This window comes from Engelhardtia mirabilis (assembly GCF_007748095.1).
GTDB lineage: Bacteria > Planctomycetota > UBA1135 > UBA1135.
Window position 1 is genome coordinate 1,366,742 of sequence record NZ_CP036287.1, and the last position, 18,195, is coordinate 1,384,936.

13 protein-coding genes are annotated in these 18,195 nt (G+C 71.5%); 5 read left to right on the forward strand and 8 right to left on the reverse strand.

Annotation, left to right across the window (positions count from 1 at the left end):
• Window positions 1-73: 73 nt before the first annotated feature.
• Together Pla133_RS05010 and Pla133_RS05015 are read left to right on the forward strand one after the other, a co-directional pair.
• Window positions 74-2,596 (forward strand): RNA polymerase sigma factor, encoded by a 2,523-nt coding sequence (locus tag Pla133_RS05010; protein ID WP_145063093.1) that lies wholly within the window; start codon window positions 74-76, stop codon window positions 2,594-2,596.
• 56 nt (window positions 2,597-2,652) lie between these two features.
• Entirely contained in the window at window positions 2,653-3,300 is a 648-nt protein-coding gene (locus tag Pla133_RS05015) for an NUDIX domain-containing protein (protein ID WP_145063095.1), read from the forward strand.
• A 58-nt stretch (window positions 3,301-3,358) separates the two neighbouring features.
• On the opposite strand, the gene metH is transcribed toward Pla133_RS05015, so the two are convergent.
• The gene (metH, locus tag Pla133_RS05020; RefSeq protein ID WP_145063097.1) at window positions 3,359-7,123 is read right to left on the reverse strand and encodes a methionine synthase; all 3,765 of its coding nucleotides are present in this window, start codon (window positions 7,121-7,123) and stop codon (window positions 3,359-3,361) included.
• Window positions 7,124-7,127: 4 nt separating this feature from the next.
• Window positions 7,128-8,066, reverse strand: a complete 939-nt coding sequence (locus Pla133_RS05025) for an ArsR/SmtB family transcription factor (protein ID WP_145063099.1) — start codon at window positions 8,064-8,066, stop codon at window positions 7,128-7,130.
• A 144-nt stretch (window positions 8,067-8,210) separates the two neighbouring features.
• On the opposite strand from Pla133_RS05025, the gene Pla133_RS05030 reads away from it, so the two are divergent.
• Window positions 8,211-8,954, forward strand: a complete 744-nt coding sequence (locus tag Pla133_RS05030) for a class I SAM-dependent methyltransferase (RefSeq protein WP_145063101.1) — start codon at window positions 8,211-8,213, stop codon at window positions 8,952-8,954.
• A 13-nt stretch (window positions 8,955-8,967) separates the two neighbouring features.
• Here the strand turns inward: Pla133_RS05030 and Pla133_RS25970 are convergent, their stop codons facing one another.
• Entirely contained in the window at window positions 8,968-9,234 is a 267-nt protein-coding gene (locus tag Pla133_RS25970) for an HP0495 family protein (RefSeq protein WP_419192148.1), read from the reverse strand.
• Window positions 9,235-9,485: 251 nt separating this feature from the next.
• On the opposite strand from Pla133_RS25970, the gene Pla133_RS05040 reads away from it, so the two are divergent.
• Complete coding sequence (locus Pla133_RS05040; protein ID WP_145063105.1) at window positions 9,486-10,445, forward strand: fasciclin domain-containing protein; 960 nt, start codon at window positions 9,486-9,488, stop codon at window positions 10,443-10,445.
• 88 nt (window positions 10,446-10,533) lie between these two features.
• Here Pla133_RS05040 and Pla133_RS05045 read toward each other — a convergent pair whose 3' ends face one another.
• From Pla133_RS05045 to Pla133_RS05065, 5 genes are all read right to left on the reverse strand, one after another.
• Window positions 10,534-11,139, reverse strand: coding sequence for a glutathione S-transferase family protein (locus Pla133_RS05045; RefSeq protein WP_145063107.1), 606 nt, complete (start codon window positions 11,137-11,139; stop codon window positions 10,534-10,536).
• A gap of 31 nt (window positions 11,140-11,170) precedes the next feature.
• Window positions 11,171-12,142 carry a CE1 family esterase gene (locus Pla133_RS05050; protein WP_145063109.1) on the reverse strand — a complete coding sequence of 324 codons (972 nt, stop codon included), beginning with the start codon at window positions 12,140-12,142 and terminating at the stop codon, window positions 11,171-11,173.
• A 77-nt stretch (window positions 12,143-12,219) separates the two neighbouring features.
• Window positions 12,220-13,104 carry a DUF3667 domain-containing protein gene (locus tag Pla133_RS05055; RefSeq protein WP_145063111.1) on the reverse strand — a complete coding sequence of 295 codons (885 nt, stop codon included), beginning with the start codon at window positions 13,102-13,104 and terminating at the stop codon, window positions 12,220-12,222.
• Window positions 13,104-14,546 (reverse strand): ArsB/NhaD family transporter, encoded by a 1,443-nt coding sequence (locus tag Pla133_RS05060; RefSeq protein ID WP_145063113.1) that lies wholly within the window; start codon window positions 14,544-14,546, stop codon window positions 13,104-13,106. The genes Pla133_RS05055 and Pla133_RS05060 overlap by 1 nt, the downstream gene beginning before the upstream one ends.
• Window positions 14,546-15,403, reverse strand: coding sequence for a hypothetical protein (locus tag Pla133_RS05065; protein WP_145063115.1), 858 nt, complete (start codon window positions 15,401-15,403; stop codon window positions 14,546-14,548). The genes Pla133_RS05060 and Pla133_RS05065 overlap by 1 nt, the downstream gene beginning before the upstream one ends.
• A 133-nt stretch (window positions 15,404-15,536) precedes the next feature.
• Here Pla133_RS05065 and Pla133_RS05070 point away from each other — a divergent pair, with 133 nt between their 5' ends.
• Window positions 15,537-18,155: a sigma-70 family RNA polymerase sigma factor gene (locus Pla133_RS05070; protein WP_419192149.1), complete on the forward strand. Its 2,619-nt coding sequence runs from the start codon at window positions 15,537-15,539 to the stop codon at window positions 18,153-18,155.
• The last annotated feature ends 40 nt before the right edge of the window (window positions 18,156-18,195 follow it).

The window sequence follows — 18,195 nt, forward strand, 5'->3', positions numbered from 1 at the left end:
CCCGCGCACGGCGGGCGGCCACCTGGCACCTTGGGTGGAGCTGATCGGGTCCGCATCAGCCCTCCCTCCTCCCGTGAGCTCCGCCGAATACGAACAGCTCCTGTCCCAAGGCGCCTGGGTCCGCGACCTGGCGCGTCGGCTCGTGCGCGATCCCGACCTGGCCGACGACCTGGCCCAGGAGGCCTGGCTCGCCGCCGCTCGCATCCGTTGGAGCGAGGTCCACTCGCCCCGGGCGTGGATGGCGACGGTCCTGCGCCGCGCCCTGCGGGAGCGGCTGCGGGGGGAGGAACGTCGCGCCCTGCGCGAGCGGTCGAGCTCGCGACCCGAGGCCGTCGACGCCGACCCCGCGGACATCGTCGCCCGGGCCGCGGCCCATCAGGACGTGGTCGAGGCCGTGATGCAGTTGCCCGAGCACTACCGGCTGGTTGTGCTGCGGCGCTACTTCGACGGTCAGAGCCCGGAGGAGATCGCGCGCGCGACGAACGTGCCGGTGGCGACGGTCAAGACGCGGCTACAGCGCGGGCTCGCGGCCCTGCGTGAGCGGCTGGACCGCAAGCACGGGGGCGATGGTCGCTCCTGGGCGGTGGCATTGGCGCCCCTGGCCTGGCGCGGTCACGAGCCCTTTGCAGTCCTGTCGCCCGCGGCGATCGTGGCAGCGGCGACGGCGACGGTCGCCGCGGTCGTACTGGCCCTCTTCTTCGCGCTGCGCCCGCCCGCGAACCTCCCGGCCGGAGCGAACGCGCCGGCCGCGACCGCCGCGCTCGCGGAAGCGCCGCCGACAGTGGTGAACTCCGTACCGCCGGGATCCGAGGACGCGCGCCGCCGGGCCGTTGCTGTTGCGCCGACGGAGGCGGGACCGGTCGGAACTGCGGCCCGCGGCTTGGCCCTCGACGCGGGACCACGCCACCCGATCACCGCCGACGTGCGCGACTTGGACGGCCGACCGGTCGCCGGCGTGCTGGTCCGCTTCGAGTCCGAGCGCGCCACCAGCACCGCGATCGCCCTGTCCGACGACCAGGGCCGCGCTCGCTTGAGCACCGCGTCGCCCCCCGGGACCCTCGACTGCGGCGACTCCGCTTGGGCGGCCGTGGCGCCGTTGCGGATCACCGAGCTCTCCGAACGGCGCGTGACCCTGATCGTGGCGAGGCGGATCGAGCGCACCGGTCGCGCGGTCGACCACTTCGGCGTCGGCGTCGGTGCCGCGGAGTTGGCCTTCGAGCTCCCCGCGCCCGCCGGCCCCGGCGCGAGCGAAGCCGTCGCGGCTCGCGCGACCACCGACCCGAGCGGGGCCTTCGCCTTTGCCGCGCCCGACGCCCCCGGCGCCGTGATCGCGGTCACCGCACCGGGTCGCGAGACCCTGCGCTTCCCCGTCGCCGAGCTGGGTCCGATGCCCTGGACCCTGGTCCTGCCCTCGCCCGGAGACCTGGCCCTGCGCGGCCGCGTGTTCGACGGCGCCGGTGCACCGTTGGCCGCCGCACGCTTGGCCCTCGACGGAGTCCTCGTGCCCCTGGCCGCCGATGGCTCCTTCGCGCTCACCGCCCGCTCGGGCGAACTCGTGGCCTGGGCGCCGGGCTACGCCAGCGCGCGGACGGAGATCGACGCCGACGCCAGCGCTCCAATCGACCTCGAGCTCTTGCGCGCGCCCGACCTGGTCGGGGTGGTGCGCGACCGTGCGGGCGAGCCCGTGCCCGGCGCGCTGGTCTGGGACAGCCTCGCCGTGCCGGTGCTGTGGGACCAGGACCTGGGTGACGTGCTGTGGCTCTCGGCCGAGGTCGGCGCGGCCGCGGCGCAGGCCCCGGTGGAGTTCCCGAGCCTCGGCGCGGCCGAGGTGGAGACGGGCTCGGGTTGGAAGCCCGTCCGCGCGGACGCCGCCGGCCGCTTCGTCCTGCACGGCGATCCTTCCCGCGCCCGTCACCTCGTGGCCCTCGCGACCGAGAGCCACGACGTGGGCGAGTTCGACTTGGCGGCCGGCCTCTCCTTTCCCTGCGAGCTGATCCTCGACGAACCGGCGCGCCCGGGCGCCCTCGAGGGGCGCGTGATCGACAGCACCGGCGCACCCCAGCGCGGCGTGCAGGTCGAGTCGATGGCCCGCGTCCTCTCCGCGCGCTGCGGCACGCTTCAACTCGAAGTCGGCCTGGTGCTCGAGCGAGGTGCTCGAACCGACTCCGCCGGTCTGTTCCAGATCGACCGGCCCCAGCCCGTGGGGCACCTGTTCCAGTTCATCGGCGAGCGCAGCCTTCCCCGACGGGTCGACTCCGGCCTGGCGCAAGGCCCCGATGCGGAGATGGGTCGCCCCCTGCGCGGCTTCGAGCTCAACGTCTACCGCGCCGTGCCCCTGGACCTGCGCGGGGACTGGCCCGCGGGGACGCGGCTGTTGGCGCAAGGAAGCGAGGGCAACCCGCTGTTCATGGCCCACCGCCGCGGACGCCACGTGGAGTGGTTTCGGGGCAGCGTGCCCGCGGAGCTGGGACCGGCGAGCCTCATGGGCGAGCCGACCCTGGCGCGCATCGCGGTGGAGGGGACCGGCCAGTTCATCGACGTCCTGCCCGAGGCCGTGATCGAGGTCTCGCCGGCCGCCATCGACCGGTCCCGCTGAACCGAAGCCAGGGGCGAGGGGTGGCGCCCGCGTGGGATTCGGCTTATCCCTCGGGCATGAGCGGCCGTTCCCAGTTCGACATCGACCGACTGATCCTCGTCGACGGCGAAGACCGGGTGGTGGGCGAGGCCGGCAAGGCCGAGTGCCACCTGGAGGGCGGTCGCAAGCACCGCGCCCTGGCCGTCGTGGTCTTCGATGGCGAGGGTCGCCTGCTGCTCGCGCGCCGCGCGGCGGCCAAGCCCCTGTGGCCGGGCTCCTGGGACGCGACCATCGCCAGCCATCCGCGCCCGGGTGAGGACTACGTGGTCGCGGGCCGGCGCAGGCTGCTCGAGGAGTTGGGCGTCGAGCTCGAGGCCGAGCTGCTCGGGCGCTTCGACTACCGCATCGAGTTCGAGGCCGTGGGCGTCGAGGACGAGGTCTGCGCGGCGCTGATCGCGCGGCTCGGAGGCGATCCGCCGGCGCCGGTCGCAGCCGAGGTCGACGGGATCCGTGCGGTGACGCTCGAGGCCTTCCTCGACGAGGCCGCGGACCCCGCGGCGGGCATCTGCCCCTGGGCGCCATTGGCCGTGCTCGCCGCGAGCTTGGCGCCGTCCCCGCCGGCGGAGCTCGCCGCACTCGCGCGTCCGGCCCTGCGCCAGCGCTTGATCGACGCCGCCGACGCCCACCTGGGCATCGGCGGCTGGCGCATGCTCGACGCGGGCTGAGTCCGCTGCCAGAGCCGGGCCGCAGTCGGCACCGACGACCGCGCTGGGATGCGCGCGCTCAGACGGTCGGCTTGTAGCCCAAGCTCGGGCTCAGCCAGCGCTCGGTCTCGAGCATGTCGGCGCCCGTGCGGCGCGCGTAGTCCTCGACCTGCTCGACACTCAGCCGTCCGATCGAGAAGTACTTGGCGGCCGGGTGGGCGAAGTACAGCCCGCTGACGCTCGCCGCCGGCATCATCGCCATCGACTCGGTCAGCTCGACGCCGATCTCGTCGCAATTCAAGAGGTCGAAGAGCTGGCGCTTGGGCCGGTGGTCCGGGCAGGCGGGATAGCCGAAGGCCGGGCGGATGCCGCGGTAGTTCTCGGCGATCAAGTCCTCGTTGGCCAGGGCTTCCTCGGCTCCGTAGCCGAAGTGCACCCGCGCGCGGGCGTGCAGCAACTCGGCGTAGGCCTCGGCCAGGCGGTCGGCCAGGGCCTTGGTCATGATCGACTGGTAGTCGTCGTGCTCGGCCTCGAAGCGCTTGGCCAAGTCGTCGGCGCCGATGCCGGCGGTGACGCAGAAGGCACCGATGTAGTCCTGGTAGCCCGAACCCGAGGGCGCGACGTAGTCGGCCAGGGATCGATTGGGGCGCCCGTCCGCGTGCACCGTCTGCTGGCGCAGCATGGGGAAGCGCGTCAGCTCGACCTTGCGCGACTCGTCGGTCCACAGGACCACGTCGTCCCCGTCGCTGTTGGCGGGCCAGAAGCCGTAGACCGCGCGCAGTTTCAGCAGCTTCTCGGCGGCGATGCGATCCAGCAGAGCGCGCCCGTTGTCGTACAGCTCGCGCGCGGCCTCGCCCAGGCGCGGGTCGTCGAGGATCCTGGGGAACTTCATCTTCAGGTCCCAGGCCGAGAAGAAGAAGGTCCAGTCGATGTAGGGCGCGACCGACTCGACCGTGTCCTCGAGCACCACGCGGCGACCGGTGAAGTCGGGCTTGGCTAGCTGCGCGCGGTCCCACACGATCGGCGTTGGATTCGCGCGCGCCTCCTCGAGGGTGCGCAGGGGACGCTCGCCGCGACCGGCGTACTCGGCGCGCAGGCGTTCCTGGTCCTGTGCCACCTCGGCCCGGAACTTGTCGCCGCGTCCGGTCTGGTCCTTGATCTCCGAGACCACGCCCACGGCGCGCGAGGCGTCGAGCACATAGACGACCGGCTGGTCGTACTCGGGAGCGATCTTGACCGCCGTGTGCTGCTTGGAAGTGGTCGCGCCGCCGATCAAGAGGGGCAGGGTCATGCCACGCCGCTTCATCTCGCGCGCCACCGAGACCATCTCGTCCAGCGAGGGCGTGATCAGCCCCGAGAGTCCGATCATGTCGGCGCCGACCTCGACCGCGGTGTCGAGGATCTTCTCGGTGGGCACCATCACGCCCAGGTCGACCACCTCGTAGTTGTTGCAGCCCAGCACCACGCCGACGATGTTCTTGCCGATGTCGTGCACGTCGCCCTTGACCGTGGCCATCACGACCTTGCCTTGGCTCGAGCTCTCGCCTTCGCCGCGCTCGGCGTCCATGTAGGGCTCGAGGTAGGCCACCGCGCGCTTCATCGCGCGGGCGCTCTTGACCACCTGGGGCAGGAACATCTTCCCGGCGCCGAACAGGTCGCCGACGATCTTCATGCCGTCCATCAGCGGCCCCTCGATCACCTCGAGCGGGCGGCCGAAGCCCTGGCGGGCCTCCTCCGTGTCGGCCTCGATGAAGTCCACGATGCCGTGCACCAGGGCGTGGGCCAGGCGGTCGCCGACCGACGCCTCGCGCCAGGAGAGGTCGATCTCGCGCTTCTTGCCGTCGCCGCGCACGGACTCGGCCAGCTCGACCAGGCGCTCGGTGGCGTCGGCGCGCCGGTTGAAGATCACGTCCTCGACCCGCTCGAGCAGCTCCTTGGGGATGTTCTCGTAGACCTCGAGCTGGCCCGCGTTGACGATGCCCATGTCCATCCCGGCCCGCGTGGCGTGGTACAGGAAGGCCGAGTGCATGGCCTCGCGCACCAGGTCGTTGCCGCGGAAGGAGAACGACAGGTTCGAGACGCCGCCGGAGATGTGCGTGCCCGGGAACTCGCGGCGGATCTGCTCGCAGCTCTCGATGAACGACTTGGCGTAGTTCGAGTGCTCCTCGATGCCCGTCGCCACGGCCAGGATGTTGGGGTCGAAGATGATGTCCTGGGGCGGGAAGTCGAGCTCCTCGCGCAAGAGGCGGTAAGCACGCCGGCAGATCTGCATGCGCCGTTCGGTGTCGACCGCCTGGCCCTCCTCGTCGAAGGCCATCACGACCGCGCCGGCGCCGAAGCGCCGGATGATGCGCGCCTTCTCGAGGAACTCCTCCTCGCCCTCCTTGAGCGAGATCGAGTTGACGATGCCCTTGCCCTGGACGCAGCGCAGGCCGGCCTCGATCACGCTCCACTTGGAGCTGTCGATCATGATCGGGATGCGCGCGATCTCCGGCTCGGTGGCGACCAGGTTGAGGAAGGTCGTCATGGCCTCCTCCGACTCGAGCATGCCCTCGTCCATGTTGACGTCGAGGATGTTCGCGCCGCCGCGAACCTGCTCGAGCGCCACGTCCAGGGCCGCGTTGAAGTCGTCGTTCTTGATCAAGCGCCGGAACTTCGCCGAGCCGGTGACGTTGGTCCGCTCGCCGATCATCTGGAAGTTCGACTCGGGCCGGATCGCCAGGGGCTCGAGCCCGCTGAAGTAGCTGATGTCGCCCCGCCCGGCTTCGCGCCGCGGGCGCGGCGTGCGCCCCTGCATCTGCTCGACGATCGCGGCGATGTGCGCGGGGGTCGTGCCGCAGCAGCCGCCGACGATGTTGACCAGGCCGGACTCGGCGAACTCGCCCACCAGTTGGCCCGTGCGCTCGGGTGCCTCGTCGTACTCGCCGAAGGCGTTGGGCAGGCCGGCGTTGGGGTAGCTCGACACGTACGCGTCGCAGATCTTCGCGAACTCGGCCACGTAGGGCCGCATCTCCTTGGCGCCCAGTGAGCAGTTGACGCCCACCGAGAAGGGCCGCGCGTGGGCCACCGAGTGGTAGAAGGCCTCGACCGTCTGGCCCGAGAGGGTGCGCCCACTGGCGTCGGTGATGGCGACCGAGATCATCAGCGGCAGGTCCGTGCCCAGCTCGCGCTGGACCTCGTCGATCGCCACCAGTGCGGCCTTGGCGTTGAGCGTGTCGAAGATCGTCTCGACCAGCAGGATGTGGACGCCGCCCGCGATCAGGCCGCGGGTCTGCTCGGCGTAGGAGGCCTTGAGCTCCTCGAACGTCACCGCGCGGAAGGCCGGGTTGGCAACGTCCGGGGAGAGCGAGAGGGTCTTGGACGTCGGCCCGAGGGCGCCGGCGACGAAGCGCGGGCGGTCCGGCGTGCGCACGCTCCAGGCATCCGTGGCCTGGCGCGCCAGCCGCGCGGACTCCAGGTTCAGGTCGTAGGCCAGGGCGTCCATGCCGTACTCGCCCTGGGCGATGCGCGTGGCCCCGAAGGTGTTGGTCTCGACGATGTCCGCACCGGCGGCCAGGAAGGCCTCGTGGATGTCGACGATGACGTCGGGTCGCGTGATCGACAGCAGCTCGTTGTCACCGGCGAGCAGCGCCGTGGACTGGGGCAGACGACTGGAGTGGAAGTCGTCCTCGCGCAGCTTGCGCGCCTGGATCATCGTGCCCATGGCACCGTCGAGGGCGAGCACGCGCCGGGACAGGAGCTCGTCGAGCAGGGGGCGGACCTGCGCGGGAGTCGGCACCGCAGAGGTCGGCGCGGCGGAGGCCAGGGCGGCGGCGTCACCGCCGGGCGTGGATTGGGTGCTCATCGGGTCACACCGGTCCCCGCCGGGCGTTGGCCAGCAGGGTCATGAAGTGGGGGGGATGGGGGTCGCGGGCGACGCGCTGGACGCGAATGGCGTCGAAGCCGGCGCGGGCGAGGTGGTCGGTCAAGCCGGCCTCGGTGAAGCCGAGGTGGCGGTGTTGGAGCTTGTCGCGGACCCAGTCCTCGCCGTGGGCGAGCAGGTCGAGCACGAGCAGCTGGCCGTCGGGGCGCAGGATCCGTCGCGCCTCGGTCAGGGCGTGGACCGGATCCTCGGCGTGGTGCAGGGCCTGGCTGAGGACCACGACGTCGTGGGAGGCGTCGGGCAGGGGGAGATCATCGAGCTCGCCGACCACGTACTCGAGGTTGCCGAGGCCGGCGGCGGTCGCCCGCGTGGCGAGCTGGTCCAGCATCTTCTCGGACAGGTCGACCGCGGTGACGGACTCGGCCACCTCGGCCAGCATCAGTGTCAAGAGCCCATCGCCCACGCCAAGGTCGGCGTAGCGCGCGCGGGGGGCGAGGCTCAGAAGGCCCCGGGCCAGGCCCTCCCAGGTGCGCCCGGGCAGGGCCAGCTCGCCGAACTTCGAGGCAACGCGGTCGAAGTAGGAGCGGTCGGCCTCGCGCTTGCGGCGGATCAACGCCTCCAGGCCGGCCAGGTCGGCCTCGAACTCCGGCGGCAGGGAGTCCTCGGCGATCACGCGGCCCAGGAGTTCGGCCGGCGCGTCCGGGTGGATCGAGTAGAGGCTGCGCCGACCGAGGCGCCGGTCGACCACCAGGCCGACCTCCTTGAGCAGCGCGAGGTGGGCCGAAACCCTGCTCTGGCCGAGGTTTAGGATCTCGACCAGGTCCGAGGTCGAGAGCTCGTCGCGCCGCAGCAGGTGCAACAGGCGCAGACGGTTCTCGTCGCCCAGGGCCTTGAGCAGACGGGTGGTTTCGGAGAGGACCAGCATCGACGTATCCAGATTAGTTGATGTATCGGTCCTCGCCGTCCTCGAGGTGAGAAAAGCTTCCGTGGACGTGAGGCGTCTCGCGGGGTCGCATCGCGGCCGCACTCGGTCGCTGAGCCGCCGCCAACGGCTGAGTACCCTGCGCCCATGGCGCCGCTGTTCGACCCCGTGGCCGAGGCCTATCGGTCCTTCCGGCCGAGCTATCCGGCCGCGCTCCTAGATCGTCTGGATCAGCTTTGTGGACCACCTCGGGGTCCGGTCGTCGATGTGGGTTGTGGGACCGGGATCCTCGCGCGCCAGCTGGCCGCGCGCGGGGCGGTGGTGATCGGGATCGACCCCAGCCGGCCGATGCTGGCCCAAGCGCGCCAAGACGCCGCGGGGCCGATCTATCTGCTGGGGGAGGCCGAGGCCCTGCCGATCGCCGACGGGAGCGCCGGTCGGGTCACCGCGGCCCAGGCCATGCATTGGTTCGACATTCCGGCCTTCGCGGTGGAGGCGCGCCGGGTCGCCCGTCCCGGAGCTTGGGGGCTCGGGCTCTGGAACCGGCGCCAGGACAGCGGCCTGGCCGGCGACTACGACCAGATCATGCGCCGCTCGAGCGAGCGCTATGCCCGCCACCGGCACGGGGCGCCGACCCTCGACCAGCTGCGGGCGGCCGTCGCGCCGACCGAGGTGATCGAGCTGCGCCAGGCCTGGAGCGACCCGCTGAACTGGGAGGCCTACCTCGGCCGGGCGCGCTCGACCTCCTACATGCACCACGCCGAGCGGGATCGCGCCGAGCTGGAGGCGGATCTGCGCCAGAGCTTCGAACGCTGGGCCGGTCCCGACGGCCGCGCGCCCCTCGACTACGAGGCCGTGGCCTACGCCTGGCCCCTGCTTCCCGCGGACTGAGGCGGCGGCGCGCCTACAGCACGGCCATCACGTCGGGATGGGCCCGCAGCGCGTTGAAGATCGCGTGGCGCTGGTCCTTGTCGTGGACCACCATCCGCAGGTGCAGGGACAGGTACTTGCCGGTGCGGCTGCGGTTCGAGTCGGTCAACTCGTGCTCGATGCTGCCGACGACGAAGCGCACGGCCTTGCGCAGCTGGTCGGGGTCCACACCCATGACCTTGTAGCTCCACATGCAGGGGTACTGGATCTCGGGTTCACGGTCTCCGAAGGTCGAATCCAAGGCTTGTCTCCAGCGGCTGGGCGGCGGTCGCGGGAGTGAGTATAGGACCGGGTTCCAGTCCCTTCCGCGCCGGGGAGAGCTGCTCCCCAAGGAGCCAGGGCTGGGTCTGAGACGGCCGGAGCCTGCAAATCGGCTCCACCCGGCGGGACCGGGCAGCCGATGGAGCGGGGAGTTCGCACAGCCCGCGGCCAGGGACCTGTCTGTCCCGGCCGGGGTGGCACCCGCGCGCCCCCCGACCCACGACGTCATCGATGAAAGCCCTCTCAAGCACCCTCATCCTTACCCTGCCCGCCCTCCTGGCCGGCTGCCTCTCGGGCAGCAAGCCCGCGGACACGGTCGAGGTCAAGACCACCGACCCGACGGACTACACCGGCTTCGCCACGATCGTCGAGACGGTCGGCAGCGGTGGCTACCACACCTCGGCCCAGACCTTCGCCGCCGCCGGCATGGTCGAGATGCTCACGGGCGACGGGCCGTACACCGTCTTCGTCGTCCGCGACGAGGCCGCCGGCGCCATGGCGCCCGAGCAGCTCGCGGCGGGCAGCTCTGCCTTCGACCTGGACGGTCTCGCCGGCTACCACGTGATCGAAGGACGCCACTCGATCAAGGAGCTGATGAACTCGCCCACCATGGAGACCGTCGGCGGCCAGCGCCTGACCTTCTCCCACTGGAACGGTGAGGTCGAGATCGCCGGCTGCGGCAACGCCGACTTCGGCGTCGGTTCCGCGCGCGTGGTCGAGGGCGACCTGCAGTGCTCGAACGGCGTGATCCACGTCATCGACCAGGTCCTCTTCCCGAGCTTCGACTCGCTCGCGGACCAGATCGAGGGCACCGAATCCTTCAAGACCCTGGTCAACGCGGCCCAGGCCGCGGGCGTGCTCGACCTGCTCGACTCCGACGGGCCCTTCACCGTCTTCGCGCCCACCGACCGCGCCTTCGCGAACTTCGATCGCAGCGCCGTCAGCTACTTCATGGCGCCCGAGAACCGCGCCGAGCTGGTGCGCCTGCTCCAGCACCACGTGGTCCAGGGCCGCTACTACGGCGACACCATGCACCACCAGCCCCTGACGACCCTCGGCGGCGACACGCTGCAGGTCAAGTGGCAGTCCGGCGCCGCCTACATCGGCAACGCCGAGGTGATCGCCTCCGACTTCCAGGCCACCAACGGCGTGCTGCACGTGGTCGACACGGTGCTCATGCCGACCAACTGAGCTCCGCTCGATCGATGTGCCGCGGGCGCGCCGCTGACTCCCCGGGAGTCAGCGGCGCGCCCGCGGCCGTTCGGTCGGGCTCCGACGATCAGCCCATGGCCCGGTGCCCTGGCTGGGCGGCAAAGCGCTCGAGCCAGGCGCGAAGGGCCGGGAAGGGGGCCAGGTCGTAGCCGCCTTGGTCGGCCACGTGGGTGTAGGCGTAGAGGGCGATGTCGGCGATCGAGTAGCCGGCTGGACCGAACCAATCGTGCTCGGACAGGTGCCGCTCCATCACGCCCAGGGCGTCGGTCCCGCGCTCGAGCCAGATCTCGAGCAGGTCCGCCGAGACCTTGGACGGATCGCCCTGGGTCATCACGAAGCGCCGCGTGGCGATGTGGGGCTCGTGCAGGTTCTGCTCGAAGAACATCCAGCGCAGGACCTGGGCCCGGTCGAACGCGTCCGCCGGCACGTAGGGCGTTCCCTCGGCCAGGTAGCACAGGATCGCGTTCGACTCGGTCAGCACGCGCCCGTCGTCGAGCACGAGCGTCGGGATGCGACCGATCGTCGAGAGGCTCTTGACTGCCGCCCGCTGGGCTTCGGACTCTGGCTGGCCGAAGGTCACGTCGATCAACTCGACGGGGCGGGCGAGACGGTGGAGCAGGAGCTCCACCTTGTAGCAGTTGCCGGAAATGGCGTTGCGATGGAGCTGCAGCATGGCGGCAGTCTGCCGCCCGCCGCGGCCGCGGTCACTGGCCTCGGTGCAGATCGAAGAAGTCGAAGATCAGGGGCGTGGCGGGGGTCGCGTGGACGGATGCCAGGGGGGAGGCGGGTCCGGGCGCGGTGCCCGGCCAGGAGTGCCCGCCGTCGAGGGCCAGGTAGTAGATCGTGTCCGCACCCCGGGCCGGGCCCGGGGCCACGAAGACCAGGGCCTGGTCCAACTCGATCGGGCCCGCGGGAAGCGCGCCGCCGTTGACCGCGACGAAGGGCAGCAGGCTGTCGAGCTGTGAGGCGTAGTCCGTCTGGCTCACGCCGATGCCGACCCCGCCCCAGAACGGCACGTTCTCGTCCAACAGGCCGTGGATCGCGAACAACGGCACCGGACCCACCGGCGGCGTGTCGATCCCGAGTACGCCCGCCACCGGCGCGGCGGCGGTGACCAGGTCGGGGCGTTCGGCGGCGAGTCGGTAGCTCATCATCGCTCCGTTGGACATGCCGGTGACGTAGACGCGCTCGGGGTCCACCGCGGCGCTGCCGACGAGCTTGACGACCATGGCCTCGAAGAAGGCCACGTCGTCGATGCCCTGCTCCTGGGCGTAGCTGCAACAGTTGCCGGCGTTCCAGGTCTCGAGGCTGAACAGGGGCGGGCCGCCGAGTGCACCGGAGCCCTCGGGCGCGATGGCCACGTAGCCCCGTGCCAGGGCCTCGTCGATCACGCCGTAGGCACCGGCGGCCTGCAGCGCGTTGCCGCCGCCGCCGTGGAACAGGAAGACCACCGGGTAGGGGCCGGCCTCGGGGTCGTAGCCCGGCGGCAGGGCTTGGCGGTACCAACGCAGCCCGTCGGGCGTGAGCACCCACTCCAGGGTCATGGGCGGCGCATCGGCGGTCGCCCGCGCCCGCGCCACCAGGGGCAGGGCGACCACGAGGGTCAGCGCGGCGAGGCCGGAGAGGGCGGCGGCGCGCGCGAGGCGGCCGATGAAGGGGCGGCGGTGTTGTTGCATGTCGGACTCCGGTCCAGCAGTCGCCGCTGGCCCGGGTACGTGAAACCGATTCCGCGAGAAACGGTTCCGGCCCCGACTCAGGTCACGACGCTCCAAGTCCACCAGAACAGGGCGTAGCGGTAGCTGATCATCGCGATCAGGAACCAGACGCCCAGGAGCAGGCCGGACAGGACCGCGCGCCACCAGGCGTAGCTCCGCAGCCGCCGCAGGGCGCAGGCGGCCCAGAGCACCGAGATGCCGAGGGCCGCGCCCTCCGTCATGACCCAACGCAGAGGCCCCTGCTCCAGCTGCAACGCCTCCAGTACCAACCGGGTGACGAAGGCCCAGGCGAGGTGGACGGCGAGCAACACCGCCGCGGTGTAGTGCAGCGAGAACACCAGCCAGAAGCTCGGTCCGGCCCGCGGGGTGACCAGGGCCACACCGAGTGCCAAGAGCGGCACGAGCAGGATCAGCGCGGCCTTCGACAGCCCTTGGAAGGTGCGGTCGAAGCGGGCGTTCAAGAGCTCGTCGGCCATGGCCTCGGCAAGCTCGGGTTCGACGCCCTTCGCCGCGAGTTCGCGGCTCCTCTCCGCGCGCCAAGTGTCGACGGTGGGGCGGATCGATTCGCTGTAGCCCTGGAACTCGAGCTGCACCTGCAGCGTGCTCGCGAAGGCGTTGAAGGAGGTGAAGGGCTGCAACAGGAAGTACAGCACGTTGCAGACCACGAACAGCTGCAGGGGGCGCAGCCAGGGTTGGCGCCGGCCACGCAGATAGTCGTCGGTTAACAGACCCGGCCGGAAGACGGCCGCGGCCATGGTCCTCCAGATGCGGCCGTCGGTGCCCAGGAAGTCCCCGAGCCAGGTGCCGACGACCTGGTGCAGGCCTTCGCCCTGCTCGGGGATCCAGCGCTCGCCGCAGGCGGAGCAGAAGCGCGCCTCGACGGGCGCCCCGCAGGATCGGCAGGTCCGGCCGTCGACCGACATCAGCGCAGGAAGACCAGCACGTAGGCGATCGCGAGGGCCACGTGCAACGCGGCGAAGGGCGCGGCGCGCTTGACGAAGTCCACGAAGCCCAGGGGGATCCCGTGCCGGTGCATGATCGTCACCGCGACCAGGGTCGAGGCCGAACCGATCGGCGTCAGGTTGCCGCCCAGGTTGGCGCCGAAGATCACCGACCACCACAGGGGCGAGTCCGGGTTGCCGGCAACCCCGGGCGTGGACTCGAGCACCTTGGCCAGCACCGCCGCCAGGGGGATGTTGTCGGTCACCGAGCTGGCCAGGGCCGAGGCGGCCAGGATCGCCGCCGAGCCGCCGACCTCGCCCAGCTCGATCACGTGGGCCAGGCCACCGCCGATCAGCTCCAGCACCCGCGCGTGCTCCAGCACGTCCACCACCACGAACAGGGCGGCGAAGAAGGCGAGCAGGTCCCAGTCGATGGCCTTGTAGAAGCGGTCGGCCACGGCCTTGAACTTCAAGAGCACGATGCCTGCGAAGGCCAATGCCACGTAGCCCAGGCCCAGCTCGTCGATCCACGGCAGCACCGACGCCGACGCGATGGTCCCGATGAACAGGGCCAGCATGACCGCGCCGAAGACGAAGAAGCCGCGACTCTCGATGCCGTCGCGCTCGTCGAAGCCGGCCACGCGCGCGGCGGCCTCGGCGCGCTCCTCGTCGCTCGCCAAGCCGTGGATCTGGCCCAGGCGCGAGCCCAGCCACAGGGTCGCGGCTGTGGTCACCACCACGTAGGGCGATGCGCTCAGGAAGAAGTCCACGAAGCTGATCCCCGCGGCGCTGCCCACGATGATGTTGGGTACCGACGAGATCAACGTCAGCAGCCCGCCCACGTTGGTCAGAAGGCCCTCGATCAAGAGGAACGACAAGAGCAGCGGCTTGCGCTCGAGCTTGTCCAGGGACACGGCCGTGAGCGAGCCGACGATGATCATCGCCGTGACGTTGTTGAGCACCGCAGAGAAGACCACGGTCATCAGGCCGTAGAAGAACAAGAGGCGTCGCGGATCGCCGCCTGAGGTCTTGGTCAGCACGATCGCGATCCAGGTGAACAGGCCGGACTTGGCGACCACGTCCACGAACAGGCTCGAGCCCAGGATGATCGCCACCACGTTCCAATCGATGCCCGGGATGTAGACCGGGATGGACTTGGCGTGGCCGTCGATCAGGACCGGGCCGAAGGGCAACAGATGCAGCGCCGTGCCGAGCAGCAGCGCGACCAGGGCGAAGCTGCCGACGATGACCGACTTCTTCGCGTGCAGCTTCTCCTCGAGGGCCAGGCACGCGATCATCGCGATCAACAGGCCCAGGAACAGCAGCGTCACGCCCTGCGGGACGGCGTGGGCGTCGGGCTGCGCGCCGGCGACGCCGTGCTGCACGGTCGCGGTGGCGAGTGAGAGACCGTTCGCGAAGGCCATCACAGGAGCAGCACCGGGATTGCGCGGATCTCGACCGCCAGGGCGTAGGCCTGGCCGTGCATGGCCAACTGCTCGTCGTCCCGCGTGTGCATGGCCAGGAGCTCGACGCCGCGGCCCAGGATCGCCTCGCGGATCTCGCGCAGCCGGTGGCCGACCGTGACCAGGGTCTCGACTTCCAGGTCGAGCCCCGCGGCCGCGAGCCCGCTGGCGCAGCGCTCGGCGTAGTCGCTCGGCTCGTTGAGCAGCCGCCCGCGGATCTTCTCTCGCGCCGTGGCGGTGTCGATCTCGGCAATCTTCGAGATGGCGTCCATGTAGCGCTCGAAGACCGCGTCGTCTTCCACATGGGCCAGGATCAGTTGGCCGCCCGGCGCGCACAGGGACGCCGCCCAGTCCACCAGGTCGGCTTCCCCAGTCAGGTGCCCGGACAGGGCCATGGTGCGCCGCGGCGTCCGGGTGCCCGCGCCCTCGCGCGCCCGCCCCGCGGCCGGGTGTGGCATCAACAGCACCGGACTGGGCGCCACTTGGGTCAGCACGTCCACGTGCTCGCCCAGGCTGTGGGGGAAGCGCCAGGCTTCGCTGCCCAGATTCCGGTAGGTGCAGACTAGGTCCGGCGCGGCCTCGGCGACGTTCTCCAGGAGCCCTTCGAGGGTCCGGAAGTCGTCCACGTGGGCGTCGCGCCACTCCACTTCGCTGCCGAGCGGCTCGAGGAAGCTGCGTACGCCGTGCCCGAAGTCCGTGGCCGGGGCACCGTCCAGATCGCTGACCACCAGCACCCGGCGGACCGCCGGCCGCTCGAAGCTGAAGGTCGCCTTGTCCGCCGAGCGGAAGGCGCTTTCGAACGCGTCGACGTTGGTCATGGGGGCGAGGATAGGGGTCTGCCGGCCGCGATCCAGGCTCACCCCGGGGACGGCCGAGGGCTTCGGGCCAGCCGGCGCGGCAAATCCCACGGATTGCTGCGCAGGATCGCAGCCGAGCGGGGACTCCCCTTCGATGACCACGCCCGACATCACCGACCTCAGCCCCGAGCAGCTCAAGAGCGAGCTGTCGTGGCTGCGCGGCCTCGCCTCGCGCCTGGTGCGCGAGGCCGACGTGGCCGAGGACCTGGTGCAGGACACCCTCGTCGTCGCCCTCCAGCGACCCGGGGGCGGTCGGCCCTTCCTGGCCGGTGTGCTCCGCAACCTCTCCCTGCGCCGTGGGCGCGGGGAGGCGCGGCGGCGGGTGCGCGAGCGTCGGGGCGCACGGCCGGAGGCCGTGGACAGCGCCGCCGAGCTCGTCAAGGAGATCGCCAACCAACGGGAGCTCGTCAGCGCCGTGCTGCGCCTGGACGAGCCCTATCGGGAGACGCTCCTTCTGCGGTTCTACCGTGACCTCTCGCCCAAGCGCATCGCCGCGCAGTCAGGCGTCTCGGTCAACACGGTGAACAGTCGGCTCCAGCGGGGCCTGGCGCAGCTGCGCTCGGGTCTCGACGCGGAGTACGGCGACCGCCGGACGTGGTGCCTAGCCCTCCTGCCGCTGGTGGATCCTCCTCCGCCCCCGGCTTGGCCCATCGTCGGAGCCGTCACCGTGAAGACCACCCTCGCCGCCGCCGCCCTCGTCGCCGCCGTCTCGGCCGGCGTGTTGATCCCCCTGCTCTCCGGACCCGAGGAGGCGGCGACCGCGACCGGAGCGCTGACCGCGGATCTGGCTGTCGCCTCCGTGAGCCAGCCTTCGGTGCTCGACGGCTCCGAGCCCCTGCGTCCGGCGGACATGGAGCGTTCCGTCGGCGCGGGCCGCACGGCCGTCGTCCGCACCGGGCTCGCCGCGGCGGACGACGGGCAACCCCAGCCCGCCGCGACACTGGTCAACGTGCGCGGCCGTGTGGTCGACGTCGACGGCCTGCCCGTTGCGGGCGTCACGGTCTCCGCCCGCGCCGACGGACGCACCCAGCAGGCCACCAGCGGCGACGGCGGCGCCTTCGTGCTCGAGGCGACACCCGAGGACCAGGTCACGATCCGCGTCGAGGGCGACGATTGGGTCGCCCTGCGCGAAGGCTTCTGGGATACCAGCCGGCAGTTCGAGCCGATCGTGCTCGTGGCGCGGCCCCTGGAGCTGGCCGGTCGCGTGGTGGACGTCTTCGGCACGCCGGTGGGGGAGGCCCGCCTCGACTACCGCCTGCCCTCCGACCTGACCACCCGCGTCGGCCTGGACCTGGACTCGACCGTCGAGCGCACCTGGCAGGCGCGCACGGATGCCGACGGTCGCTATCGGCTGAGCGCCGTGCCGCGGGTCGAGGGCGCCCTGGTGGGCGTCGTGCACACGGGCTACGCGGCGCGCTTCCTCGACGCGCCCCTTCGCTCGGCGGAGAACTTCGACGTGGTGCTCGAGCCCGACGCGATGCTCTCGCCCCTCGCCATCCGCGGCCGCGTGGTGGACGGAGAGGGGCGGCCGGTGGAGGGTGCCCTGGTCTCCCTCGGGGCGACCGTGGGCAGCACCGATCGCGTCGGCGTGTTCCAGCTCGATCCGGTGCGCGCCCTGGACACGAGTGTCTTGAAGGCCGCGCGCGCCGGCTTCCTGCCGGCCGCACTCCAGCGTCCGGGAGAGCCGTCGGACGATGACACCGGCTGGCCCTCCTTCACGACCCTGACCCTCGGCGGCGCGAGCCTCTCGATCGCCGGCGTCCTCGTGGACCAGGACGGCGAACCCGTCGCCGGCGCGCGGGTCTGGGTCGACGACGGTGAGCCCTTCGGCGCCGTCGGCGCCTACCCCTTGCAGCTCGAGGCGATCCTGGCCGGCGGCGCGCCGCCCGCAGACGGCTTCGGGATGCAGGCGCAGATGCCGACCGCCGACGGGGACGAGCGCTTCGGTTGGTACACCCTGCCCAGCGAGCCCGACGGCATGTGGTTCTACACCACCACCGACGCGGGCGGAGCCTTCGTGCTGGAGGGCTTGACCGACCGCGACTACACCCTCGCCGCAGTCCTCGACGAGCCCCTGGCGCGGGTCACCAGCGGCCCCTTCGCCGCCGGCAGCGAGGGTGTCGTGGTCGAGGTCGACGTGCCCGAGGTCCACACCACCCTGCGCGGCCGCGTGGTCGACGAGCGCGGCGAGCCGGTGTCCGACATCCGCCTGCAGCTCTACGAGATCACCGAGACCAAGCGCGCGCGGGTCCTGGGCGGCTCCACGGAGATGAACCTGCTGGTCTCCCAGATCCCCGAGGGCACCGACGAAGAGGGCCGCTTCGAGCTCCCCATGGTGCCCGTGGAGGGCGCGTACCTGTGGGCTACCGGCGACGGCATCCTGCCCACGCCGCGCTCGATCCCGGCCGACGTGGATCCCGAGAACTGGGTGCTCGAGCTGCCCTGCCGGCGCCGGCTCCAGGTCGAGCTGGCCCTGTCCGAACGCGCCGACGGTTTCGAGGTCCTTGCCGCCGACGGCTCCCGCCTGCCGCTCTACGAGACCTCCGCCTCCGCCGCCCGCTCCACCTGGCGCGCCGCGATCGTCGAAGGCGTCTCGTCGATCCAGAGCGTGGGCCTGGCCGCCCGCACCCTGCGCCTGTGGAGCGGTGAGGAGTTGGTGGAAGAGGTCCCCGTGAACCTCTCGGCCGAGGGCGTCAACACCATCCGACTCTGACCGCACGGGGGGGCGCCGCGCGCCTCCCCCCGGTGCGATG